Genomic DNA, 21,777 nt, shown 5'->3' with positions numbered 1-21,777 from the left:
CCTTACTCCGCGGCCGCCGGCTTGCGCACGGAGGGATGCAGTCCGGATGGATCGACCACCATGCCGAACTCCTGAAGGTTGTGGGCGTGACAGAGCTGATGCAGGGCAAAGGCCTGGTCGATCGCGGCCGGCTGACCCATCACGTCGACGGAGCGGTTCACGGCTTCCTTGGTCAGCTTCAGCGCAAAGGACGGCTTTGATGCGATTTTGCGCGCGAGCTCCAGCACGCGCGAAGACAGCTCGGTGCGCGGCACGACCTGGTTCACCATGCCGAGCTGGTGCGCCTCCTGCGCGCTCCAGCTGTCGGCGGTGAACAGAAATTCCTTGGCCTTGCGCGGGCCCAGCTCCCAGGGATGCACAAACCATTCGACACCGCAGACGCCCATGGTGACGACGGGATCGCAGAACTGCGCGTCGTCGCTGGCAATGATGAGGTCGCAGGCCCAGGCCAGCATCAAGCCGCCGGCGATGCACTTGCCATGCACCTCGGCAATCATCGGCTTGGCGAGGTTGCGCCAGCGCCGTGTGATCTGGAGATATATTTCCTGCTCCCGCGCGAAGCGGCCGTGCGCGTTCGCCTCGGCAAAGCCGCCCCAATTTCCGATGGGCGGAAAATCTGTGCCTGCGGCATTTTTGCCCCCGGGGCGGAGATCGTGGCCGGAGGAGAAGTGCGGCCCGTTGCCGGCGAGGATGATCACCTTGACCGTGTCGTCCTGGACCGCCGCATCGAAGGCGGCGTTGAGGTCGTAGGTCATTTGCAGGTTCTGCGCATTGCGCGCGTCGGGTCGGTTCATCACGACCCGGGCAATCGCCGGCTCCGGCCGCTCCACGAGGATGGTCTCGAACGAGGACATGGCGCGCCTCCCTGCATTTTTGTCTTGTTTGCTTCGAGTTGACTATGTCACCCGGTGATAGGCAAGAGGCTTGCGTCAGTCGGCTGCTTTTGGCGCCGTCAGGACATCTGGCGCCGTGCGCGTTCAATCTGGTAGCTTGCACCCGATTCCACCGGGAGAAATTTGATGCGCAAGATCCTGACCGTGCTGGCGGCGCTGGCCTCGCTCAGCCTGACCAATTGCGGCTACAACGCGATCCAGAGCGAGGACGAGCAGATCAAGGGCAACTGGTCCGAGGTGGTGAACCAGTATCAGCGCCGCGCCGATCTCGTGCCGAACCTGGTCAATTCGGTGAAGGGCTTTGCGCAGCAGGAAAAGGACGTGCTGCTCGGCGTCACCAATGCCCGTGCCAAGGTCGGCAGCATCCAGGCGACGCCCGAGGTGCTGAACGACCCCGCGGCCCTGCAGAAGTTCCAGGCCGCTCAGGGTGAACTCTCCAGCGCATTGTCGCGGCTTCTGGTGGTCACGGAGAACTATCCGCAGCTCAAGTCGGACGCGCTGTTCAAGGACCTGATGTCGCAGCTCGAAGGCACCGAAAACCGCATCACGGTCGCGCGCAACCGCTACATCAAGTCGGTGCAGGAATATAACGTCACCGTCCGATCGTTCCCGAACAATCTCACCGCGATGATGTTCGGCTACAAGGAGAAGCCGAATTTCTCGGTCGAGAACGAGAAGGAAATCTCGACCGCGCCGAAGGTCGATTTCAACCCCGCGCCCGCGCCGTCGAAGTAAGCGCGCTCGGCTGATGCGCGCCCCACCCACCGCCGTCATTCCCCGCGAAAGCGGGGAATCCAGTACGCCGCGGCTTCTCGGTATATCGCTGGCGTCTCTGGAATACTGGATCGCCCGGTCAAGCCGGGCGATGACGCCGAGGGTGTGGTGTGCGGCCATCGTCGCAGCGCTCCTCTTGGCTTTCGCCTCTCCTACCTTGGCCGATGTCGCGGTGCCGCAGCTCACCGGCCGCGTGGTCGACCGCACCGGCACGCTGTCGAGTGGCGACATTGCCGCGCTGTCGCAGAAGCTTGGCGATTTCGAGACGCGGAAGGGCAGCCAGATCGCCGTGCTGATCGTGCCGACGACGGACCCGGAGACGATCGAGCAGTTCTCGATCCGCGTCGCGGAGGCTTGGAAGATCGGCCGCAAGAAGGTCGACGACGGCGCGATCCTCGTCGTTGCCAAGAACGACCGGCATCTGCGCATCGAGGTCGGCTACGGCCTCGAAGGCGCGCTCACCGACGTCACCTCGCGGCGGATCATCGACGAGGTCATCACGCCGAAATTCCGAGAGGGCGACTTCGCCGGCGGCATCTCGGCCGGCGTCGATCGGATGATGCGCGTCGTCGACGGCGAGCCGTTGCCGGTTCCCTCGCGCAGCGTGAATTTTGCCAATCTGGACGAGATCGGGCCGCTCGCCCCGGTCGTCCTGTTTGCCTCGCTCGTCGTCGGTGGCTTCCTGCGCGCAATGCTGGGGCGCCTGCTGGGCTCGGTCGCGACCGGCAGCGTGATCGGCCTCCTGGCGTTGCTGATCATCGGATCCGGCGCGTTAGCCTTGCTCGCCGGGATCGTCGGCTTCGTGCTGTCCTTCATCGCCGATTTGTTTCCGGCATCGACGGGGTCGTCGCGCGGCGGCTCGTGGTCGAGCGGCTCCTCGTCCAGCGGCTGGAGCAGCGGATCGTCGTCCAGTGACAGCGGCAGCTTCAGCGGAGGCGGCGGCAGCTTTGGTGGCGGCGGCGCCTCGGGGAGCTGGTAGTCATGGGCCTTGGGCGTATCACCAGGCATCTCCTCCAGCACCATTGGCGTGCGGGGCAGGTGTTTCCGCAAGCCGTGCTCGACCGCATCGCGCAGGCCATCAAGCAGAGCGAAACCACGCATTCCGGCCAGGTCCGCTTCGTTGTCGAGGGCGCGCTGGATGGCCGTCCGCTGTTCCGCAACCAGCAAGCGCGCGAGCGTGCGCTCGACGTGTTCTCGCATCTGCGGATCTGGGACACCGCGCACAACAACGGCGTGCTGATCTACCTGCTGCTCGCCGACCGCGATGTCGAGATCATCGCCGATCGCGGCATCGATGCGAAGGTCGGAGCAGCGGGCTGGGAGACGATCTGCCGCGCGATGGAGGCCGAGTTCGGGGCAGGCCAGTTCGAACGCGGCGTGATCGATGGCATCGCAGCGGTGTCGAAGGAACTGGCGAAGTACTTCCCACCGGGAGGTCCACATCCGAACGAGCTGCCGGATGAGCCGGTGGTGATGTAACTCCAAGTCTGTCCGCTCACTCCGTCATTGCGAGCGCAGCGAAGCAATCCAGACCGTCACCACGGAAAGCCTCTGGATTGCTTCGTCGCTTCGCTCCTCGCAACGACGAAGGTCGTCAATCGTCCAGCTTGTTTAAATCCCGCACCGACTGCATGATCGGCTCGAAATTCGAGCGCGCATCCAGCGCGTCGAACAATTGCGCGGTGTCCTCCAGCAGGCTATGCGACCGCGCAATGGCGATGCGCACGTCGTCCTGCGGCGTGTCCGACAGCCTTCCGTGCCCTGACAGCAGTATCTTCGCATTCAGCCCCTTGATCCGCTCCAGCGACTGGATGTAGTCGGCGATGCTGCCGGAGCCGAACACGCCGCCCATCACGCCGCCGGGCATCAAGGTGTCGGCCGCGAACAACAGGCCCTTGTCCTGCTCGAACAGCGTGATGCAGGCCGAGGTATGGCCCGGCGTGTACATGACGTTCAGGCGGAAATTGCCGAGGTCGATCAGATTGCCTTCCTCGAGCCAGATGTCGATGTTAACCGGCACGTTCGGCTCGTTGAACATCTTGCGCAGCATCGAGAAATCGTCCCGCAGCATGATCTTGTTGGCGGCGAGCCGATGGGCGGCGACGTAGGTGCGGCGCTCGTTGAAATGCCAGGCCGCGCCGATATGGTCGAGATGCTCGTGGCTCAGCACCACCATGTCGATCTTCTCCGGCGGGCATCCGACGAAGTTCAGGCATTCGACCATCGCCGGATAGTTCGACGACAAGCCGACGTCGATCAGGATGGTGCGCGCCGAGCCACGCACGAGATAGGCGTTGGCGGCGCGGTTGGAGAAGCGGATCTGGTAGACGTCATCGGCCGCCTGGATCAGCGAGCAGGTGTCGTTCTTCATCAGGATCGGGAATGCGGTCGGCTTGCGCTCGCTCATGATTGCGCTGCCCGGTAGGTGACCGCGTTGGAGGCGCGCAGGCGTTTCGACAGTGCGTCCATCACCATCAGCGCGAACGCCGGCTGCTGGCTGACGAGATAGACGAAGCGGGCGTGGTTGATCCGCATCACCCTCGTGTTCGGCGCCGATGCGATCGCGGTCGCCGAACGGGCCGAGCCGTCGATCACGGCCATCTCGCCGAAGAACTCGCCCTTGCCGAGCTTGATGATGCTGGTCTTGCGCGCGCCGCCGACCTTGGCGATCTCGACCTCGCCGTCGAGCACGACGAACAGCTCGCGGCCGGTCGATCCCTCCTCGAAGATGACGTCATCGACAGCAAACGCGTTGATGCATTTCTCGATCGTCATGGCACCCCCTTGGCACCCCCAAACGCCTTCTGGCTGACGGGACGGTCCATGTTAGCCGCGGAACAGTGACGGGCAAACAACCCCTTCGGCTAAGGCGTGCGGTCTACCGCAGGGCAGCATCGGCTGACAATTTGTTGCACAGCGCCACGCCGGTTCCGCTTTCCCGACCCAATTCGGCCTCGGACGAGTTCCTAAAATTTCGGTAAGCGGGTCCCGAGGTAAGGAATTCGCAAGCAATGAAAGTTACCAAAAAGTCAACCTAGACTGGAGTATTTGAGCCGTGAGCGAAGCAATGCCCGAATTGGCCGGCCAAGAGACTGGCGACCGGACTGACGCCGCCGACGCAGCACCCGCGTCGCAGGCCGTCGAGGCTGCCGCCGGCATCGAGGCCCCCTCGATCGCCCCCGACCATGAGACGCTGCCCAAAGCGGACGCTCCGAAGGTCGAGCCGCCGCGGATCGAGGTGCCGAAGCTTGAAACCAAGGCCGAAACCAAGCCCGAGCCCAAGCCCGGCAAGCTCATTGTCATGGCGCCCTCAGAGCGGTCCTGGGACCGCGACGAGTTTGCCCCGCACGTGAAGGCGGACGAGGTGCGTGACACCGGCAGCAAGCGCCGCCTGTCGGCGATGGCTGCCGTGGTGGCGATCGCGGCTTGCGTCGGCGCCATCAGCGGCGCGCTCGCAACCGCCGGCATGATGCATTTCGCCAGCCCGGCGCCGGCACAGCTGGCCGATACCAGTGCGCTGGATGCGTCGGTCTCCCGGATCGATGCCGACATCGTCGCGCTCAAGGCCAATGTCGAGCACAGTTCGAAAACCGGCGTCAGCCAGTTCAATCGGGCCAACGACCGTCTCGACAAGCTCGAGAAAGCCCAGGCCGAACCGATGGCCAAGCTCGCAAAACTGTCCGAGACCGTGGACAAGCTCCGTGCCACGCCGCCGGCAGCCCCGGCGCAGGCCGCCGCCGCGACGCCCGCGAAGGAAACCACTGGGTCGATCGCGCCGACCCAGGTTGCAACGGCCGCTGCCGCACCGACTTCCGCACCCGCCGCACCCAAGACCGAGGTCGGTCGCCTGCCGACCGTCGAAGGCTGGAGGCTCCGCGACGTCGCCAATGGCGGCGCGCTGATCGAGGGCCGGGATGGCCTGTACGAGGTCTATGCCGGCGATCCCATCCCCGGCCTCGGCCGCGTCGATGCGATCCGTCGCCAGGACGGCCGCTGGGTGGTCGTCACCAGCAAGGGCCTGATCTCCGCGCGCTGAGCGTCGGATATCCGACTTTTCGAAGAGGCGCTTCACCACCGCGTGAGGCGCCTTTTTACTTGAATAGGCCGTCACGCGCGGTGTTATTGGAGGCATGAGCCGCGCGCTGCGAATTCTCCTGGCTGCCCGAATTCTCCTGGCTGCAACCATGTTGTTCGGCAGCGTCATGTCGCCCTCGGCAGCAGAGAACGCGCCGCTCGCGCGTGGCACCGCGATCACCGATCCCGATCTCCTTCGCAAGCTCGACCAGAGCGATGCTCTGTCGATTTCCCGCCTGTTGCAGCCGGAGCGGAACGCGAATGTTGCGCTGACCAGCGATCTGCTGTTCGCCTCGCTGCCGCAGCTCAAAGCGATTCCCCCGGCGATCGATGCGGAGTTCGATCGTTACATCGCGCAGCACAAGGCGACCTCGCCAAGCGAGACCATCGGCGCCGGCGAAGGCTTCGACGTCCAGCTGTTCGATCGCGCCAATCTGAAATCCTCCAGCACGCGCTTCGTGCTGGCCGGCATCGTCAACCGCATGGACCGCGCCTATGTCTCGGAAGAATCCTGCGGCGAGATCCGGCTGATCTATCGCCTGGCGCGCTTCGATACCAATGCCGACGGCAGCAAGTCCGCGACGCGCCTGCCAATGACGTTCAACCTGGTGATGAAGGCGCGCAATGCGCACCAGACGGATGGCGACGGCAAGCCGGTCACCTGTGCCGAGGTCGCGCGGCGCTGGCTGGACCATGGCGATTGGCAGGGGCTGATCGGCAGCCGCACTGTTCCCTATGATGCGATGATCGATCGCATCGAGACCAACATCCAGATCTCGATCGCACCGAAATCGGCGCTGCACGATTTCCGCTCCGACTATCTGCTCAAGGTGTTCAAATACGACGCATCCACCAGGACGTTCGAGGAATCGACTCTGGAGAACCAGATCGACCGCGATCGCATCCTTGCCGATGACGCGCTCCGGCACGACTTCAAGGCTTGGCTGCTGACGCCTGAGAATCTTCGCGAGTTCGATCGCGGCACCGTGCTGATCCCGGAGAAATTTCTTGCCAGGGCTGCCGTGGCGCCGACACCTGCCGGCCTCGACGCCTCGACGATGCAGCCGGAATTCGGGATGGTGGAGGGCGAGGGCAAGAGCGATCCCGTCTTCACCGACAACGACGTCGTCGGCGCGCTGAAGCAGGCCGCCGCACGCGGCATCAGCATGGAGAACATCCGCTCGGTCGCGGGCTTCCAGCGCCGCCTCGATGACGTCACCTGCTCCGGCTGCCACCAGACCCGCGGCATCGGCGGCTTCCATTTCCCCGGCGTGGACTGGCTGACGGACAAGGCGTCGAACTCCACGATCGTGCCGGCCTCGCCGCATTTTGTCGGCGACCAGCTCCGCCGCCGCGACATCCTGACCGCCTTTGCTGCAGGTAAACGCCCTGATTTCTCACGCGGATTTGCCAGCCGGCCACAGACCCGCGGCAATCAAGAGCTCGCCGGCACCGAGTATCAGGACGGCTGGGGCGCGCATTGTTCTTTGCAAAATGCGGGATCGGGAACGCCGGACAAGAGTTTTACGTCATGGACCTGTGCTAAAGGTCTCACCTGCCAGGCTGCGGCAGCCTCGAGCCGCATTGGCATGTGCTTCATCAAGACGCGTTAGGCCCGCCCTCGACCGATTTGGATGACCCATGACGGATAGCAGCGACGCCAACAAGGAGCGCAACCGCGAGATCGCGCGCAATGAGGAAGCCAAGCAGGTCACCGGCAGCATCCGCGTCAGCACCTGGGCTGTCGCGGTGGTCGTCATTGTCGGCGGCATCCTGTTCACGCTCGGCTGGCTGGCGCTGAAGTAATCAGCCCTCACTTCGCGTAATTCGTCATCCGTTTTCCCGGAAGCAGCTCATAGGCCGGCTTCCAGCCGGGCAGGGCGGCCATGCGGCCGAGCCAGGCGTGAATGGCGGGATGGCTCGTCGCGAAATCAAAACCGTGCTCGTCGCTCGGGTAATGCAGATAGGCCATCATCGAGATATCGGCGACGGTCGGCCTGGCGCCGATCGCGAAAGCATTGTGCTGGAGATGTCCCTCGAGAATGCCGAGGAAGTCCTCCAGCCGCCGGCGAAAATGCTTCAGCACCTGCGGATCGTTTGTTTCGGTGAAGGCCCGCATGAAGCGGTAGGTCGCCATGTAGCCGGTGAGCTTGTGGTTGTCCCAGAACAGCCAGCGCAGCAGCTCGAATTTTTCGTCCTCCGTCTCGGCACCAAAGCGCCCGTATTGCTCGGCAAGCCTCAGCAAGAGCGGCGCGGTCTGCGTCATCTTCACGCCGTCGACCTCGAGCACGGGAATCTCGCCCATTTCGTTCACGGCCTTGCGCCACTCCGCCGTGCGCGTGACGCCGCCGCCAAAGTCGGTCCAGACCGGCTCGAACCTCTCGCCGCAAAGCGTCAGCATCAGCGCCAGCTTGTAGCTGTTGCCGGATTCGGGGAAGTAGTGCAGGCGGTAGCTGGGCATGGGACCTCACGAGGCGCGATGTTGCCGTGAGTTATAGCGAGATCGCGCTCCAGCGTCACTGCGAGCGCAGCGAAGCAATCCAGCAATGCATCCGCGGTGGGATTCTGGATTGCTTCGCTGCGCTCGCAATGACGGAGTGTGGCGGGCGTCCCGCTCCTTAGCCCACAGCCCCCTTCGACCGCAGCTGCTTGATCGCGGCCTCGTCATATCCCGCGCCACGCAAAATCTCGTCACTGTGCTCGCCGACGCCGGGCGGCTTGCGCGGCTGCACCTTCTTGGTGCCGTCGATCCAGATCGGACTGGAGATGGTGAGCATGGTGTCGTTCTCGAACGGCACCAGCACCTCGTTGTCGAGCATCTGCTTGTCGTTCGGAATGTCGTCCAGAATGCCGACGATGCCGAACACCAGCCCGTTGCCGTCGAGGATCTTGCGCCATTCAGCGAGATCCTTGGTGGCAAACGTCTCGTCAAAGATCTTGATCAGCTCGATCGAGCGGGCGTGGCGGTCGGGCTTGGTGGCGAAGCGCGGATCGTTGATCAGATCTTCGCGGCCGAGGCATTTGGCGAGCGTCGGCCATTGCCGCTCCTCGTTGAGCAGCGACAGGATCAGCCAGCGGCCGTCCTTGCACTGATAGTGATTGGCCACTGCGTTGAGCGAGCGCTCGCGCGGCCGCCGCTCGCTGAATTTGGCGCCGCAGAGCTTTGCCTGCGCCAGCACGCTCGCGGCCCATACGCCGTTCGCCATCAGATTGGAGGCGACATGCGAGCCCTTGCCGGTCTTCTCGCGCCGATAGAGCGCGGTGACGATTGCGCTGTACAGCGCCATGGCGCAGGGATGATCGCCCATGCCGGCGACCGAGCGGGCCGGCGTGGTGTCGATGTCGGCGCGGACGAGGTCCATCAGGCCGGAACGCGCCCAATAGGCATTGCTGTCGAAGCCGGGCTTGTTGGCTTCCTCGCCCTTCTCGCCATAGCCGGTGAAGGAGGCGTAGATCAGCCGGTCGTTGAGATGGGCGAGGTGGTCATAGGTGATGCCGAGCTTGGTCCGCACCGGCGGTGGCATGTTGGTGATGAAGACGTCCGCCTCCTCGACCAGCTTGTAAAGCACCGCCTGCGCCTCGGGCTTGGAGAGGTCGAGCGCGAGGCTCTTCTTGTTGCGGGCCTCGAGCAGCCAGGCGAAATTGTGCTCGCCGGTGGGATAGCCGGGCAGGTTCGGCAGATTGCGGTAGGGGTCGCCGGCGCCGGGCGGCTCGATCTTGATGACATCGGCGCCGAAATCGGACAGCACGGTCGCAGCCGCGGGCGCCGCGATGAAGCTCGCGCAGTCCAGAACCTTGAGACCTGCAAAAATGCCTTTTTCCATCGCGGCGTTGCTCCCTCGCTCTTGTTGTTTCCCGCTGGCTGGAATTCCTGCGGGTCAGATCATGGGAGCATTAGACCGATGTTTTGCCGGGATGCAACGGCACCGGGCGCAGAGCTCGCTGCGCTTACTCCTCGCCAGCGAGTAGCGCAGCATTGCCGCCGGCGGCGGCCGTGTTGATGGTTACCGTCTGCTCGGTGGCGAAGCGTGCCAGATAGTGCGGGCCGCCGGCCTTGGGGCCGGTGCCCGACAGGCCGTTGCCGCCGAACGGCTGCACGCCGACCACGGCGCCGATCATGTTGCGGTTGACGTAGATGTTGCCGACCTGGACACGGTCGATGATGGCCTCGACCGTGTCGTCGATGCGGGAGTGGATTCCGAGCGTCAGGCCGTAGCCGGTGCGCTCGATCGCTCGCAAGACTCGTTCGAGGGTCTCGGCGCGGTAGCGCACCACATGCAGGATCGGGCCGAACACTTCCTCGGTGAGCTGGCTGGCATCCTGGAGCTCGAAGATTTGCGGCGCGACGAAGCAGCCCTCCGGCGCGATGCCGGCAAAGTGCAGCCGCGCTTCCGTCTTCATCCGCGCGATGTGCGCATCGAGCCGCTGCTTGGCCTCGGCGTCGATCACCGGGCCGACATGGGTTGCGACGTCAGCGGGATCGCCGATCTTCAACTCGCGCGCCGCGCCCGCAATCATCTCGATCATGCGGTCGGCGACGTCCTCCTGCACGAACAATAGCCGCAGCGCCGAGCAGCGCTGGCCCGCGGAGCGGAACGCGGAGGTGACGACGTCGTCGGCGACCTGCTCGGGCAGCGCGGTGGCATCCGCGATCATCGCATTGATACCGCCGGTCTCCGCGATCAGCGGCACGATCGGTCCGTCCTTGGCGGCGAGCGTCCGGTTGATCTGACGCGCGACCTCGGTCGAGCCGGTGAAGACGACACCCGCAATATCAGGATGCGCGGTCAGCACGGCGCCGATGCGGCCGTCGCCAGTGACGAGATGCAGCGCGCTCGTGGGGATTCCGGCCTCGTGCAGCAAGGCGACAGCCGCGCGCGCGATACGCGGCGTCTGCTCGGCGGGCTTGGCAACGACGCTGTTGCCGGCCATCAGCGCCGCCGTGACCTGGCCCAGGAAAATCGCCAGCGGAAAGTTCCACGGCGAGATCGCGACAAAGACGCCACGGCCACGCATAGCGAGCGAATTGCTCTCCCCGGTCGGGCCCGGCATCGCAACCTCGCTGCCGAACAGTTTTCGGCCCTGCGCAGCATAATAGCGGCAGAAATCGACGGCCTCGCGCAGCTCGGACAGCGCGTCGTCGAGCGTCTTGCCGCCCTCGCGCTGAAGCGCCGCAATGAAATGCGCGCTGCGGCTCTCCAGAAGATGCGCGGCCTCTTCCAGCGCCGCCGCGCGCGTCGCGGCCGGCGTCCGACTCCAGGCTACGAAGCCTGCGCGCGCCGCAGAAATCGCCGCGCCCGCCTGTTCGGGCGTTGCGTCCACGACCGGCTTGACGTCGGGCGTCCCAGCCTTGACGTCGGTGAGCAACCGGTCGAGCGCCGCACGCTCGCCGAATTCGATGCCGCCTGAATTGTGCCGCTCTGGCGCAAAGAGATCGCCGGGCAGCGGGATTTTGGGGTGATGCGCGTGATCTGGCCGGACGATGAGATCGACCGGACGCTTCAAGAGCGCGGGGACGGGGACGCGATAATCGGCCGCCTGCGCCACGAAGGAAGAGTTGGCGCCGTTCTCGAGCAGTCGCCGCACCAGATAGGCGAGCAGGTCGCGATGGCTGCCGACCGGGGCATAGGTGCGGTAGGCGATCTCAGAGTGATCCTTAGCGAGCTGCTCGTAGAGCGCCTCGCCCATGCCGTGCAGGCGCTGGAATTCGAATCCACCACTCTCGCCGGCGAGCTCCAGCACGGTCGCGACGGTGAGGGCGTTATGAGTGGCAAATTGCGGGAAGATGCGCGGCCGCAGACCTAGAAGCTTCGACGCGCAGGCGACGTAATTCAGATCCGTCATCGCCTTGCGGGTGAACACCGGATAGCCGTCGAGCCCGCGCTCCTGTGCGCGTTTGATCTCGGTGTCCCAATAGGCGCCCTTGACCAGCCGCACCATCAGCTTGCGGTCATGCGCACGCGCAAGGTCGTGGACGTAGTCGATCACCGCGCTGGCGCGCTTCTGATAGGCCTGGATTGCGAGCCCAAAGCCGTCCCAGCCTTTGAGTGAGGGATCGGCGAGCGTTGCCGCGATGACGTCGAGCGACAGCTCCAGCCGGTCGGCCTCCTCGGCATCGACGGTGAAGTTGAGGTCATGCGCCTTGGCGCGTCGGGCGAGATCGAGCAGTTGCGGCACCAGCTCACGCATTACACGCGCGCGGCTGATTGCCTCGAAACGCGGATGCAGCGCCGAGAGTTTCACGGAGATGCCGGGCCGGTCGGGCAGGGCATGGCTGCCTGCCGCCTTGCCGATGGTTTCGATCGCGCTGGCATAGGCGTCGAAATAGCGCCTGGCATCGGCCGCCGTGCGCGCGCCTTCGCCGAGCATGTCGAAGGAGTAGCGCGGCTTTTGGCCGGAGCGCGGTCTACCTCGCTCCAGCGCCTGCTCTATGGTTTCGCCCAGCACGAAATGATTGCCCATCAGCCGCATCGCCTGGCGCGTGGCGGTGCGCACCGCCGGTGCGCCGAGCCGCTTCACCAGCCGGCCGATGGTGCCGTCCGGCGTCTCGCCGGGCTGGATCACGCGCGCCGACAGGCCGAGCGCCCAGGCCGAGGCGTTGACCAGGAACGCGGTGGACTTGGTCTCGTGGTGGATGAAGTCGCCTTCGCCGAGCTTGTCCTCGATGAACTGGTCGGCGGTGCGCGCGTCCGGCACGCGCAGTAGCGCCTCGGCCAGCACCATCAGGGCGAGGCCTTCCTTGGTCGAGAGCGCGAACTCGCGCAGCATGTCCTCGACGCCGCCAAGTCCGCCTGCAAGCCGGTCGTCGCGCTTGCGGATCGCCTCGATCAGCCGGGTCGCGGTGCGGTCGATCCGCGCTTCCTGTGGCGGGCTTAGATGGGCTGATGGAAACAGGCGCGCAGCGATATCGGCATCGTCGGGCGCGTAGGGGGCGGAGAAGGACGGCGGGGTGTTCGGCATGGCGTGTCCTGTGGCTGAAATCCAGGATAAGGCCCGCATGACCGTAGTTCGATAGACAAGATAGCCAACTTGCCTTAAGAAATGAAGACAATCCAATTATCAGCCGTATGAAATATGGAACTCGATCGAATCGACCGGAAGATCCTCTCGATTTTGCAGGAGGATGGGCGCATTGCCAATGTCGAGCTGGCCGAGCGCATCGGGCTGTCGCCGACCTCGATCGGCGAGCGGCTGAAGCGCCTGCAGCGCGAGGGCTTTGTCGAGGGCTATGGGGCGCGGCTCAATCCGCAACGGCTTGGCCTCGGCCTGCTGGTGTTCGTCGAGGTGCTGCTCGACAAGACCACGCCGGATAATTTCGAACGCTTTGCGCGCGCGGTGAAACTTGCGCCCGAAGTGCTGGAATGTCACATGGTTGCCGGAGGCTTCGATTATCTAGTGAAGGCGCGGCTGGCCGACATGAGCGCGTATCGGCGCTTCCTCGGCGAGACCTTGCTGTCGATGCCGGGTGTGCGCGAGACGCGCACCTATGCGGTGATGGAGGAGATCAAGCGCGACGCACCGTTGCCGGTTGGCTGACGAAATGCAGTCGCGATTGTCACTGCTGCGGCGTTGATTGGCGACCTCTACGGGCAAATAGTTTCCGCGCGCAGTCGCAACGCCTGTCGTCGAATGCACTGATCGTCTTCTAAAATTTTTTTGGCCCAGCCCCCGGACAGATCCGGGAGGCAGCAAAGGCTGGCGGGCTTATACTTTGAGGTTCTCTGCGGACGTCTTGCCCCGGTTTGCGATCTCTTCATACTCAACCGTCTGGCCCTCGTTGAGGGAGGACAGACCGGCCTTCTGCACTGCCGAGATATGCACGAACACATCCTTGCCGCCCGACGCAGGCTGGATAAATCCATAACCCTTCGTCGGATTGAACCACTTGACCGTACCTTTAGCCATCACGTCTTCTCCGCGGGTCTTCCTCCGAGATCGCGAACCGCCAGTCCCCGCCAACCGGCCGGTTCGGTCCTAACAGGATACGCGGAATGTGGCGGGCTTGGTAGATCAAACCACATCGGCATTTCGCGGAAATTCGCTCAACTTCGCGGCGCTTTTGCCGGTTTTGCCCGTTTCGCGGTCAATTCTCCCGGGCGCATCACGCCCTCCGTCAATAAGTCGCGGCCAGATAGTCCACGATCTTGCCGACGTCGGCATCGTCGATCGGCGCGCCATAGACCTTGATCATCTTGGTCACCTCGGCCTGCCAGAACGCTTTCTTGTCCTTCATCGGCGGTTGCGTGGCGATGTAGTCCGACGAGTGGCAGGCGGCGCAATTGCCCTGAACCACCTCGAGATTGGGGCCGGGCTTGAAGGCTGCGACCTCATCCGGCGTCTTGTAATTGACCGGCGCGGCAACGGCCGAACCTACCGCGGCGCCGACGGCAAGCGTGATGGCAAGGAGAACGGTGCGCTGCATGATCATTCTCCTCAGGCCACGCTGACGCGGACGGTTTCGACGACGTTGCGCAAATAACCCGCCGGGTTCCAACGCGGCGCCTCCGGCTGCGTCTCGCCGGAATTGCTGGTCGCGCGCACCCTGAGCTCGACCTGGCCCGCCGCCAGCTTCACCGGCAGCTTCCATTCGCGGAATGAGTAGTTGCCGAGATCCTTGCCGAGCTTGGCGCGGACCCACGTCTTGCCGCCATCGGTGGAGACCGAGACGTCCTTGATGCCCTTGCCGCCGTCGAAGGCGATGCCGCGCAGCGTCGAACGTCCGGCCTTCAGCTTGGCGCCGTCCGTCACGTTGGTGATGAAGGAGCGGACGGTGAAGCGGTTGATCGGGATCGTCGCCTTCGGCGCTGTCCCCGGCTCGATCGAATTGTTCGGCGTGTCCGGGATGCGATAGGCGGACTTCATCCAGAAGCCGTCATAGACGCTGTCGACGACGGTGATCTCGTTGAGGTGCTTGACCCAGTAGGTGCCGTAATAGCCGGGCACGACCAGGCGTAACGGGAAGCCGTTGAGGAACGGCAAATCATCGCCGTTCATGCCATAGGCCAGCATCACCTCGCCGTCGGTGGCGTGAGCGAGGTCGAGCGCCTTGGCGAAGTCAGGCGTCTTGTCGCTGACCGGCCCGTCCATGCCGCCGAATACGACCTGCTTGGCGCCGGCCTGCACGCCCGCCATCTCCAGCACCGCCTTCAGCGGCACGCCGCGCCAGCGCGCATTGCCCATTGCGCCATTGGCGAGCTGGCCGCCGGCGACGCGTGGCTCGACGAGGCCGCGGCTGTTGCCGGAGCACTGGTTGACGGCGACGATCTCGGTCGCCTTCATCTTCCTGATGTCCTTCAGCGACAGCTTCAGCGGCTTGTCGACCTTGCCCTTGACCTCGAGGGTGAATTTGTCGGGATCGAGATTGTAGGGGAGGTCGGCGAGGTGATAGCGCACGAAGAACGCGTTGTTCGGCGTGATCGGGCCGTCGTTGAAAACCGCGAACGGCGTCTCGAGCTGCGGCGGCCGGCTGGTCAGCCCGATCATCGGCCGCTTCTGCGGATATTTCACCAGCGGCCGTTCGCCGTTGGCGAAGGGGAGCGTAACGGTGTCGAGTGCCAGCGCTTTGGTGGAGTTCAGTGTGGCCGCCATAGCGGCAAGGCCCGCTCCTTTGAGCAGGTCGCGTCGATCGAACATTTAATCTCCTCCCGGAGCTTTTCGTTGGCTCGCGGTCATCACCGCGATCATTCGCCCATCTGTCGCAACGACTCGGGCGAAGTCAATTCGTGCTTTCGCAGCAAGCCCATGCCGTTGCGCCGCAACAAGCCGGTGTTACGCGGCGGCGAAGTTGGTTGTTTGACCCAATGCCGCCGCGGGCTCGCTGCACCTCTCCCGCTTGCGGGAGAGGTCGTGCCGAAGGCGCGGGTGAGGGCTCTGTCCTCTAGGGGACTGTCCCATTGTGGAGAAACCCTCTCCCGCAAGCGGGAGAGGGAGCGCACCGCGCGCGTCGCTCGCGCCTTACGCCGCGACGCGCTCGTCGCCGGCGATGAGGGCGGCCAATGTCCTGGTGTCGGTGATGACGCGCACCACCATCGGCTCGTCGCGGCCGCGGATCGCGACCTCCTGCTGCGGCAGCGCATCGTCGTGAAGGCCGGCGGTGCGGCGGACCTCCTCGGAGACGATGGCCTCGCAGGCCAGCGTCTTGGTCATGTCCTGAAGCCGGGCCGCGACGTTCACGGCGTCGCCGAGCGCGGTGAAGACGATGTGGTCGCGGTAGCCGATGTCGCCGATGATGACCTCGCCGCCATGGACGCCGATGCCGAAGCGGATCGGCTGGCGCAGATCGTGGCTCAAGAGCTCGTTGAGCTCGTCCACATGGGTCGCGATGCCGGCCACCGCCTTCAGCGCCTGCCGGCAGGCGGTCTGCGGATCGCTGGTGAGACCGAACAGGGCCAGCATGCCGTCGCCAACGAACTGGTTCGGCTGGCCGCCATTCTCGATCACGGCCTGCGACACCGCGCCGAGGAATCGATTGACGATGAAGACGGTGTCGAACGGCAATCGCTTCTCGGCCAATTGGGTCGAGCCGCGCATGTCCACGAACAGGCTAACGAGATAGCGCTCCTGCCCGATTCTCGCAGGCGTGGACGCATGCGAGTTGGCCGACAGCATGTGCGGCATGAACAGCTGGAAGAAGGAGAGGTCGGAGTTCGGTCGCAGCTGGCAGGCAAGCCGGATCGAGGGATCGGCCGTGCCGACTCGGGCCAGCACGAAGGCCTCGCGCTGCGACGGCTCAGGCAAGGTGCCGTGGTCGCCGATGATGCGGATGCGGCAGGTCGAGCAGCGGGCGCGGCCGCCGCAGACGCTGGCATGCGGCACGTTGTGGCGCAGGCTGGCTTCCAGCACGGAGAGGCCCTTGGGCACGCGTACAATCTTGCCGTTGCCGTAGGACAGCGCGATCATGCCGCCGCGCCGCTCGCGCCAGCCGCGCACACCGCGCCCGAGCATCACCAGTCCGAGCAGGCCGATGTAACCCATCGTCAGTCCGCCGGTGATGCGATCGAGCGTATCGGCTTCCGCGACCGTACCGACCTGGCGCTGCGTGAAATTATGCGTGCGCCACTCGCCGTCCTCGCTCTCGGCGGCGACGCTGCGGCCACCCTGGTAGATGCCGAGCAGCGCCAGCGTCGGGATCAGCACGGCTGCCGCCAGCAGGTATGGTGCCGCGCGGATGAAGAACGGTTTGAGCCGGAGCCAGAAATAGATGCCGATGCTGCCATGCACCCAGGCGACGATGAGCAGGATGGTCATCGTCCAGATACGGTTCGAAGCGACGAAAAACAGATAGAGCTCCTGCGGATACAGCTTCTCGTGCCCGTACAGCGTCTGGCCGAGCCGTACGCCGATCACATGCGCCATCACCAGCGCGGGGATGCTCAAGCCCAGCACGAGCTGCAGCGGCTCGATGGTCCGCCAGCGGAACTGGCGGCGCTGGTACAGCGCATAGACGCCGAGCCCCATATGGGTCAGGGCTGCGCCATAGAACACGATCGCCACGGGCAGGAACTGCCAGAACGTCGTGTGGTAATAGACTCCGATCTGCATGGCATCGACCGAGATATTGCCGAGCGCGTGGTTGAGGAAATGGCTGACCACGTAAGCGAACAGGATGACGCCGCAGACCAGCCGCACCTGCCGCGCGCTGGTCGAGCGAACGAGTTCGGGCAATCGTGAAAGCGCAGTGGCGGCCATGATTCGGTTGTACCAGTTCACTGAGGAGAACAGCCAGCGGGGAGTTAAATTCCGCGGGTAGACGACCAATCCGATCACATGCCCGACAAGGTTACGTAACAGTAAGTATCGTAGGGTGGGCAAAGGCGCTCTTGCGCCGTGCCCACCATTCTGGCGTATCCCGAGATGGTGGGCACGCTACGCTTTGCCCACCCTACCGCTCTGCCCGGGACGGCAGATAAGCGCAGCAACACCCAACATTGACTCCCCCTCCCAACTCGGGGAAAAGCGCGGCCGTGACGATCGCTCCCGACATCACCGTAAAGCCCGACGGCGCGTCGCGCCGGCCGCTTGCCGTGGCCGCGCTGGTGATCGCCGCGATGACGGTGCTGCGCATCGTCTATGCCTCCGCGATCGAGCTGCGCACCGACGAGGCCTATTACTGGACCTGGTCGAAGGAGGCGGCGCTGAGCTTCCTCGATCATCCGCCCGGCATCGCCTGGCTCATCCGGTTCGGTACCGTGATCTTCGGCGACACCGTGCTCGGGGTTCGTTTCGGCGGCATCGTCGCGATGCTGGTGACGCAGCTTTTGCTCGCCGACATCGTCCGCCGTCTCACCCATGATGTGCGCGCGATCGTGGTTGCGGTGCTGATGCCGGAGGCCGCGCTGTATTACGGCCTGCTGATGGCCAAGGTCGCCCCCGACGTCGCCATGATCCCGTTTGCGGTGGCGATGATGTGGTCGCTGGTGCGGTTGGCGCAGAGCGGCGATGGCCGCTGGTGGCTCGCCGCCGGCCTGTTCGCCGGCCTGTCGCTGCTGTCGAAATTCACCGCCATCATGTTCGCGCCTGCGGTCGCCGCTTTTCTGCTGGTGCCGGATTGGCGCTGGCGCTGGCTGCGCAGCCCTTATCCTTATCTCGCGGTGCTGATCGCGATTGCAATCTTCTCGCCGGTGCTGATCTGGAATGCGCAGCACGACTGGGCCTCGTTCCGTTTCCAGGGCGTGCGCGCCACCGCCAATTACGGCATCTCGCCGCGCACCATCGGCGATTTTATCGGCCTGCAATTCGGCCTCGTCGGTTTCGTCATGCTGCCCGTGGTGCTGTTGGGCCTCGCGATGACGGCGTGGCGCGGCTACCGCAGGCGCGAGCCGGTTGCGATCGTGCTGTCGACCGCCGTGCTGGTGCCGTTCGCGTATTTCTTCTTCAAGTCACTGACGCTCAGGGTTGGCGACACCTGGCCGATGTTCATGTGGCCGGTCGGCTTCGCTGCCGTCGCGGTGAACCTCGCGATGATGCCGCAAGAGGGCTGGTCGGCGTGGCTGATCCGGTCGAGCATCTTCTGGATGAAGGCGGCGCTGGTGTCGGGGATCGCCTTCGTCGCGATCGTGTTCCTCTATTACATTGCGGCGCCCTGGAATTTGCTCGGCAAGATGGATCCGATCGGCGCGGAGGCCGGTTACGAGCAGGTCGCCGCGCGAGCGCAGGCCGCACTGGATGAGACCGGCGCGACCTGGATCGCGACCACGGATTATCGCACCTATGCCATGATGCGCTGGCTGTTCCGCGGCCGCGTCCCCGTGGTCGAAATCAACGAGCGCGGTCGCTTCCAGGGTTTCCGCGATCCCGGCATGGACCGGATCAAGGGGCAGGCGGGGATCTATGTCGGTCGCCAGCCCGATGATCATTCGGCCCTCTGGGAGTCGATCCCCGCGACGCGCGCGCCATTGGGGCAGGTCGAACGCCGCTGGCGCGGTGTCCTGATCGACACCTACACGATCGACAAGCTCACCGGCTGGACCCCGGAGCTCTCCCCAGCGAAGGATTCGCCGCTGTTCCAGTGGCGCGTGCTGGCCCTCCGAGCTACTCCTCGTCCTCTTTCCTTCGCAACAAATCCGTCGCCAAATCCGACAGCTTCGGCGGCGGCAGCGCGGCAAACGGCAGCGGTCTTGTAACGTCGATCGCAGCTAAGCCAAGCCGCGCGGTCAACAGCCCGTTGAGCATGCCTTCGCCGAGCCGTTGCGACAGCTTTGCTGCGATCCCATGTCCGAGCATCTGCTGCACCAGGCTGTCGCTGGCGGCGAGGCCGCCGGTGATGGCGAGATGGGCGATGACGTGGCGGAGCAGGCGGATCATGCCGAGCGCGCCGGGCCGCCCGCCATAGAGGCGGGCGAGCTGGCGGATCAGGCGCAGCGAGGCCACCAACACGAACAGCACGTCGAACAACGCGCGCGGCGACACCGCCGTGACGATCGACACCCGCTGCGCCGCCGACGACACCAGCCGCCGCGCCTCCGCATCCAGCGGCGACATCAACTCGCGCTCGGCGAGCCGGACCATGTCGGCGCCGTCGATGATCTCGCCGGAATGACTTTCGAGTGTGGCGCGGGCGCGGGCAAGCTGCGGGTTCTGGTGCGCAATCGCAATCAGATCCTGCACGATGGCGCGGCTCTCCTTGCGATCGTCGCTGGCGAGCACCTCGGCGGCCCGCTGATGCAGCTTCTCGATCGTCGCAAGCCGTGCGAGGCCGAATGCCTCGCGTCCGATCACCACCGCGAGCGCCAGCGTGGTGACGAAGGTGAGCGCAAGCCCGACGAAGCCGAGGCTTTCGCTGCGCGCAAACAGATCCTCGATCAGACGGACGACGCCGAGCCCGGTGCCGAGCAGCGTCAACCCGGCGACGCCGGACCAGAACAGCGCACCCCAGGGAAAACCGCGCCGCGCCCGAAGCGCTGCTTCGATCGGCACCGGCAATGTCGCCGGATCGGGCTCCGGCGTGATCTGAATCGTGGCCCGACCGAGTCGGCTTGTCTCGTCGGCTTCGGTGACGACGACGCCGGGATCGTCCAGCCGGAACGTCGCCGGCCGCCGCGGCTGGGATCGGTCGTTCATGCGAGCTTGTCTCCGATCAGGAACTGCAAGGCACGGTCGAGGCGGATGTGAGGCAGGGCGGGTTCTTCTGTCCCTTCGCGTTCCAGCTTTGGCGGACGGAAGCGCAGGAAGCGGAAATCGCTTGTCTCGGCGGCTTCCGTCGCGAGGCCGCGGAACGCATCCGTGCCGTTGAACAGTGGTTCGGGATCGAGAGGAAGATCGCCCGGAAAGGTCGCGACCTCCGTGTTGCCGTCAAAGAACTCGCCGCCGGCGCTTTCGCCTGCGGCGGGCGTTCCCAGGATCGAGGGCAATTTGTCGCGGCCACGGGTGACCTGAGCTTCCCGGGTGGCGCGGACGGCGGCGAGTGCCACCACATCGATCTGCGCGCCGGTATTTTCCGCACGCGCGAGCGCCCGGGTCACCGCGCGGCGCAGCACGGCCTCGAGCCGATCGTGGCTGGAATGATGCAGATGATCTGCCTTGGTCGCCGCGAACAGGATGCGGTCGATGCGCGGCCTGAACAGGCTGGAGAGGATCGTGCTGCGGCCGATGTTGAAGCAGTCGAGAATGCCGGCAAGTGCCGCTTCGAGATCGTGCAGTGCCTCGGGGCCGGAGTTGAATGCGGAAAGCGCATCGGCGAGCACGATCTGACGATCGAGCCGTGCGAAATGATCCCGGAAGAACGGCCGCACCACCACATCCTTGTAGGCCTCGTAGCGGCGCACCATCATCGCCCACAGCGATCCCTCGGGTGCCTGGCCACCGACGGGCACGTCGAGCGGCGCAAAGGTCAGTGCCGGCGTGTCGGCGAGACTGCCGGGCATCAGGAAGCGGCCCGGCGGCAACAGGCTCATCGCAAACCGCTCGTCGCGGCAGGCGCGCAGATAGCTGGTGAAGAGCTTTGCGGCGGTCAGCGTGGCCTGCTCGTCCTCGCGCGCTTCGGGCTTGAGCGTTGCAAGATGCGCGTGCCAGTCCGCGGCAAGATGCGCGCGCGGCGTCTCGCGCGAGAGCGTCAAGCTTTCCGCCGACCATTGCTCAAAACTCTTCTGCAGCAGCGGCAGGTCGAGCAGCCATTCACCGGGATAGTCGACGATGTCGAGCGTCAATGTGCGATCGGCGCCGTTCGGGCGCTGATAGTCGATGACGAGACGCAGCTCGCTGATGTCGACGGTCGAGCTCGGCCAGCGCCGCTCCTCGATCAGCGCGCGCAGATGACTTTCATAGGAAAAGCGCGGCACGGCGTCGTCCGGCTGCGGCGCCAGATGCGCCCGCGCGATCCGCCCCGAGGCATAGGCCTCGAACACCGGAAACCGGCCGCCGCGCGTCAGCCCGTGGATCAGCGCGGTGATGAATACGGTCTTACCGGCCCGCGACAGGCCGGTGACGCCCAGCCGCACCGTCGGGTTGAAGAAGTGCTCGCCATAGTCGATCAGCGCCCGGGCCGACAGGCGCGCCTCTTCGACCATATCCTGGAAACTGAATGCCATATGAACGTTGA

The 21,777-nt window shown here is 64.9% G+C and carries 20 protein-coding genes; 8 read left to right on the top strand and 12 right to left on the bottom strand.

The genetic code is table 11. The annotated features are described in order from the left end of the window. Positions 1-2: 2 nt before the first annotated feature. Positions 3-854, bottom strand: coding sequence for an enoyl-CoA hydratase (locus tag K3F49_RS25025; protein ID WP_234683603.1), 852 nt, complete (start codon positions 852-854; stop codon positions 3-5). A gap of 165 nt (positions 855-1,019) precedes the next feature. Between K3F49_RS25025 and K3F49_RS25020 the strand changes: the two genes are divergently transcribed. The 3 genes from K3F49_RS25020 (at position 1,020) to K3F49_RS25010 (ending at position 3,146) form a co-directional block, all read left to right on the top strand. Continuing rightward, a complete protein-coding gene (locus K3F49_RS25020) occupies positions 1,020-1,628 on the top strand; it encodes a LemA family protein (protein WP_234683602.1) in 609 nt (202 codons plus the stop codon). 130 nt (positions 1,629-1,758) lie between these two features. Then, on the top strand, positions 1,759-2,646 hold the full coding sequence (locus K3F49_RS25015; protein WP_234683601.1) for a TPM domain-containing protein: 888 nt from the start codon (positions 1,759-1,761) through the stop codon (positions 2,644-2,646). A gap of 2 nt (positions 2,647-2,648) precedes the next feature. Continuing rightward, positions 2,649-3,146: a TPM domain-containing protein gene (locus K3F49_RS25010; RefSeq protein WP_234683600.1), complete on the top strand. Its 498-nt coding sequence runs from the start codon at positions 2,649-2,651 to the stop codon at positions 3,144-3,146. Between the two features lie 115 nt (positions 3,147-3,261). Here K3F49_RS25010 and K3F49_RS25005 read toward each other — a convergent pair whose 3' ends face one another. After that, positions 3,262-4,074, bottom strand: a complete 813-nt coding sequence (locus K3F49_RS25005; RefSeq protein WP_234683599.1) for an MBL fold metallo-hydrolase — start codon at positions 4,072-4,074, stop codon at positions 3,262-3,264. Beyond that, positions 4,071-4,442 carry a Crp/Fnr family transcriptional regulator gene (locus tag K3F49_RS25000; protein ID WP_234683598.1) on the bottom strand — a complete coding sequence of 124 codons (372 nt, stop codon included), beginning with the start codon at positions 4,440-4,442 and terminating at the stop codon, positions 4,071-4,073. Before K3F49_RS25000 ends, K3F49_RS25005 begins: the two co-directional genes overlap by 4 nt. A gap of 292 nt (positions 4,443-4,734) precedes the next feature. On the opposite strand from K3F49_RS25000, the gene K3F49_RS24995 reads away from it, so the two are divergent. The 3 genes from K3F49_RS24995 to K3F49_RS24985 all read left to right on the top strand — a co-directional run bounded on the left by K3F49_RS24995 (position 4,735) and on the right by K3F49_RS24985 (position 7,547). Continuing rightward, positions 4,735-5,703: a hypothetical protein gene (locus K3F49_RS24995; protein WP_234683783.1), complete on the top strand. Its 969-nt coding sequence runs from the start codon at positions 4,735-4,737 to the stop codon at positions 5,701-5,703. Between the two features lie 94 nt (positions 5,704-5,797). After that, the gene (locus tag K3F49_RS24990) at positions 5,798-7,354 is read left to right on the top strand and encodes a hypothetical protein (protein WP_234683597.1); all 1,557 of its coding nucleotides are present in this window, start codon (positions 5,798-5,800) and stop codon (positions 7,352-7,354) included. Positions 7,355-7,382: 28 nt separating this feature from the next. Further along, positions 7,383-7,547, top strand: coding sequence for a hypothetical protein (locus K3F49_RS24985; RefSeq protein ID WP_234683596.1), 165 nt, complete (start codon positions 7,383-7,385; stop codon positions 7,545-7,547). 7 nt (positions 7,548-7,554) lie between these two features. On the opposite strand, the gene K3F49_RS24980 is transcribed toward K3F49_RS24985, so the two are convergent. The 3 genes from K3F49_RS24980 to putA all read right to left on the bottom strand — a co-directional run bounded on the left by K3F49_RS24980 (position 7,555) and on the right by putA (position 12,701). Continuing rightward, on the bottom strand, positions 7,555-8,202 hold the full coding sequence (locus tag K3F49_RS24980) for a glutathione S-transferase family protein (RefSeq protein ID WP_234683595.1): 648 nt from the start codon (positions 8,200-8,202) through the stop codon (positions 7,555-7,557). A 157-nt stretch (positions 8,203-8,359) separates the two neighbouring features. Continuing rightward, positions 8,360-9,565: a CaiB/BaiF CoA transferase family protein gene (locus tag K3F49_RS24975; protein ID WP_234683594.1), complete on the bottom strand. Its 1,206-nt coding sequence runs from the start codon at positions 9,563-9,565 to the stop codon at positions 8,360-8,362. Between the two features lie 124 nt (positions 9,566-9,689). After that, positions 9,690-12,701: a bifunctional proline dehydrogenase/L-glutamate gamma-semialdehyde dehydrogenase PutA gene (gene putA / locus K3F49_RS24970; protein ID WP_234683593.1), complete on the bottom strand. Its 3,012-nt coding sequence runs from the start codon at positions 12,699-12,701 to the stop codon at positions 9,690-9,692. A gap of 114 nt (positions 12,702-12,815) precedes the next feature. On the opposite strand from putA, the gene K3F49_RS24965 reads away from it, so the two are divergent. Continuing rightward, a complete protein-coding gene (locus K3F49_RS24965) occupies positions 12,816-13,277 on the top strand; it encodes an Lrp/AsnC ligand binding domain-containing protein (protein WP_234683592.1) in 462 nt (153 codons plus the stop codon). 168 nt (positions 13,278-13,445) lie between these two features. Here K3F49_RS24965 and K3F49_RS24960 read toward each other — a convergent pair whose 3' ends face one another. The 4 genes from K3F49_RS24960 to K3F49_RS24945 form a co-directional block, all read right to left on the bottom strand. Next, a complete protein-coding gene (locus K3F49_RS24960; RefSeq protein WP_008134691.1) occupies positions 13,446-13,646 on the bottom strand; it encodes a cold-shock protein in 201 nt (66 codons plus the stop codon). 208 nt (positions 13,647-13,854) lie between these two features. Then, positions 13,855-14,163 (bottom strand): SorB family sulfite dehydrogenase c-type cytochrome subunit, encoded by a 309-nt coding sequence (gene sorB / locus K3F49_RS24955; RefSeq protein WP_234683591.1) that lies wholly within the window; start codon positions 14,161-14,163, stop codon positions 13,855-13,857. An 11-nt stretch (positions 14,164-14,174) separates the two neighbouring features. After that, a complete protein-coding gene (gene sorA, locus K3F49_RS24950) occupies positions 14,175-15,374 on the bottom strand; it encodes a SorA family sulfite dehydrogenase catalytic subunit (RefSeq protein WP_234683590.1) in 1,200 nt (399 codons plus the stop codon). A gap of 321 nt (positions 15,375-15,695) precedes the next feature. Continuing rightward, positions 15,696-17,429 (bottom strand): adenylate/guanylate cyclase domain-containing protein, encoded by a 1,734-nt coding sequence (locus K3F49_RS24945; protein WP_234683589.1) that lies wholly within the window; start codon positions 17,427-17,429, stop codon positions 15,696-15,698. 359 nt (positions 17,430-17,788) lie between these two features. Here K3F49_RS24945 and K3F49_RS24940 point away from each other — a divergent pair, with 359 nt between their 5' ends. Then, positions 17,789-19,363, top strand: coding sequence for a glycosyltransferase family 39 protein (locus K3F49_RS24940; protein ID WP_234683782.1), 1,575 nt, complete (start codon positions 17,789-17,791; stop codon positions 19,361-19,363). Here the strand turns inward: K3F49_RS24940 and K3F49_RS24935 are convergent. Together K3F49_RS24935 and K3F49_RS24930 are read right to left on the bottom strand one after the other, a co-directional pair. Continuing rightward, positions 19,272-20,300 (bottom strand): YcjF family protein, encoded by a 1,029-nt coding sequence (locus tag K3F49_RS24935; RefSeq protein WP_234683588.1) that lies wholly within the window; start codon positions 20,298-20,300, stop codon positions 19,272-19,274. The genes K3F49_RS24940 and K3F49_RS24935 overlap by 92 nt on opposite strands. Beyond that, a complete protein-coding gene (locus K3F49_RS24930) occupies positions 20,297-21,766 on the bottom strand; it encodes a YcjX family GTP-binding protein (protein ID WP_234683587.1) in 1,470 nt (489 codons plus the stop codon). The genes K3F49_RS24935 and K3F49_RS24930 overlap by 4 nt, the downstream gene beginning before the upstream one ends. Positions 21,767-21,777 lie beyond the last annotated feature (11 nt).

Source organism: Bradyrhizobium monzae (assembly GCF_021458635.1).
In the GTDB taxonomy this organism is placed as follows: Bacteria; Pseudomonadota; Alphaproteobacteria; order Rhizobiales; family Xanthobacteraceae; genus Bradyrhizobium.
The sequence above is the reverse complement of the archived record's forward strand: the minus strand, read 5'-3'. Positions and strand labels throughout refer to the sequence as shown.

Excerpts from the sequence above, each read along its gene's own strand:
- sorA (WP_234683590.1), bottom strand. The coding sequence starts at position 15,374 with ATGTTCGATCGACGCGACCTGCTCAAAGGAGCGGGCCTTGCCGCTATG.
- K3F49_RS25010 (WP_234683600.1), top strand. The coding sequence starts at position 2,649 with ATGGGCCTTGGGCGTATCACCAGGCATCTCCTCCAGCACCATTGGCGT.
- K3F49_RS24935 (WP_234683588.1), bottom strand. The coding sequence starts at position 20,300 with ATGAACGACCGATCCCAGCCGCGGCGGCCGGCGACGTTCCGGCTGGAC.
- K3F49_RS25015 (WP_234683601.1), top strand. The coding sequence starts at position 1,759 with ATGACGCCGAGGGTGTGGTGTGCGGCCATCGTCGCAGCGCTCCTCTTG.
- K3F49_RS24990 (WP_234683597.1), top strand. The coding sequence starts at position 5,798 with ATGAGCCGCGCGCTGCGAATTCTCCTGGCTGCCCGAATTCTCCTGGCT.
- K3F49_RS24960 (WP_008134691.1), bottom strand. The coding sequence starts at position 13,646 with ATGGCTAAAGGTACGGTCAAGTGGTTCAATCCGACGAAGGGTTATGGA.
- sorB (WP_234683591.1), bottom strand. The coding sequence starts at position 14,163 with ATGCAGCGCACCGTTCTCCTTGCCATCACGCTTGCCGTCGGCGCCGCG.
- K3F49_RS25025 (WP_234683603.1), bottom strand. The coding sequence starts at position 854 with ATGTCCTCGTTCGAGACCATCCTCGTGGAGCGGCCGGAGCCGGCGATT.
- K3F49_RS24965 (WP_234683592.1), top strand. The coding sequence starts at position 12,816 with ATGGAACTCGATCGAATCGACCGGAAGATCCTCTCGATTTTGCAGGAG.
- K3F49_RS25000 (WP_234683598.1), bottom strand. The coding sequence starts at position 4,442 with ATGACGATCGAGAAATGCATCAACGCGTTTGCTGTCGATGACGTCATC.
- K3F49_RS24995 (WP_234683783.1), top strand. The coding sequence starts at position 4,735 with ATGCCCGAATTGGCCGGCCAAGAGACTGGCGACCGGACTGACGCCGCC.
- K3F49_RS24945 (WP_234683589.1), bottom strand. The coding sequence starts at position 17,429 with ATGGCCGCCACTGCGCTTTCACGATTGCCCGAACTCGTTCGCTCGACC.
- K3F49_RS24985 (WP_234683596.1), top strand. The coding sequence starts at position 7,383 with ATGACGGATAGCAGCGACGCCAACAAGGAGCGCAACCGCGAGATCGCG.
- K3F49_RS25005 (WP_234683599.1), bottom strand. The coding sequence starts at position 4,074 with ATGAGCGAGCGCAAGCCGACCGCATTCCCGATCCTGATGAAGAACGAC.
- K3F49_RS24940 (WP_234683782.1), top strand. The coding sequence starts at position 17,789 with ATGACGGTGCTGCGCATCGTCTATGCCTCCGCGATCGAGCTGCGCACC.
- K3F49_RS25020 (WP_234683602.1), top strand. The coding sequence starts at position 1,020 with ATGCGCAAGATCCTGACCGTGCTGGCGGCGCTGGCCTCGCTCAGCCTG.
- K3F49_RS24975 (WP_234683594.1), bottom strand. The coding sequence starts at position 9,565 with ATGGAAAAAGGCATTTTTGCAGGTCTCAAGGTTCTGGACTGCGCGAGC.
- putA (WP_234683593.1), bottom strand. The coding sequence starts at position 12,701 with ATGCCGAACACCCCGCCGTCCTTCTCCGCCCCCTACGCGCCCGACGAT.
- K3F49_RS24980 (WP_234683595.1), bottom strand. The coding sequence starts at position 8,202 with ATGCCCAGCTACCGCCTGCACTACTTCCCCGAATCCGGCAACAGCTAC.
- K3F49_RS24930 (WP_234683587.1), bottom strand. The coding sequence starts at position 21,766 with ATGGCATTCAGTTTCCAGGATATGGTCGAAGAGGCGCGCCTGTCGGCC.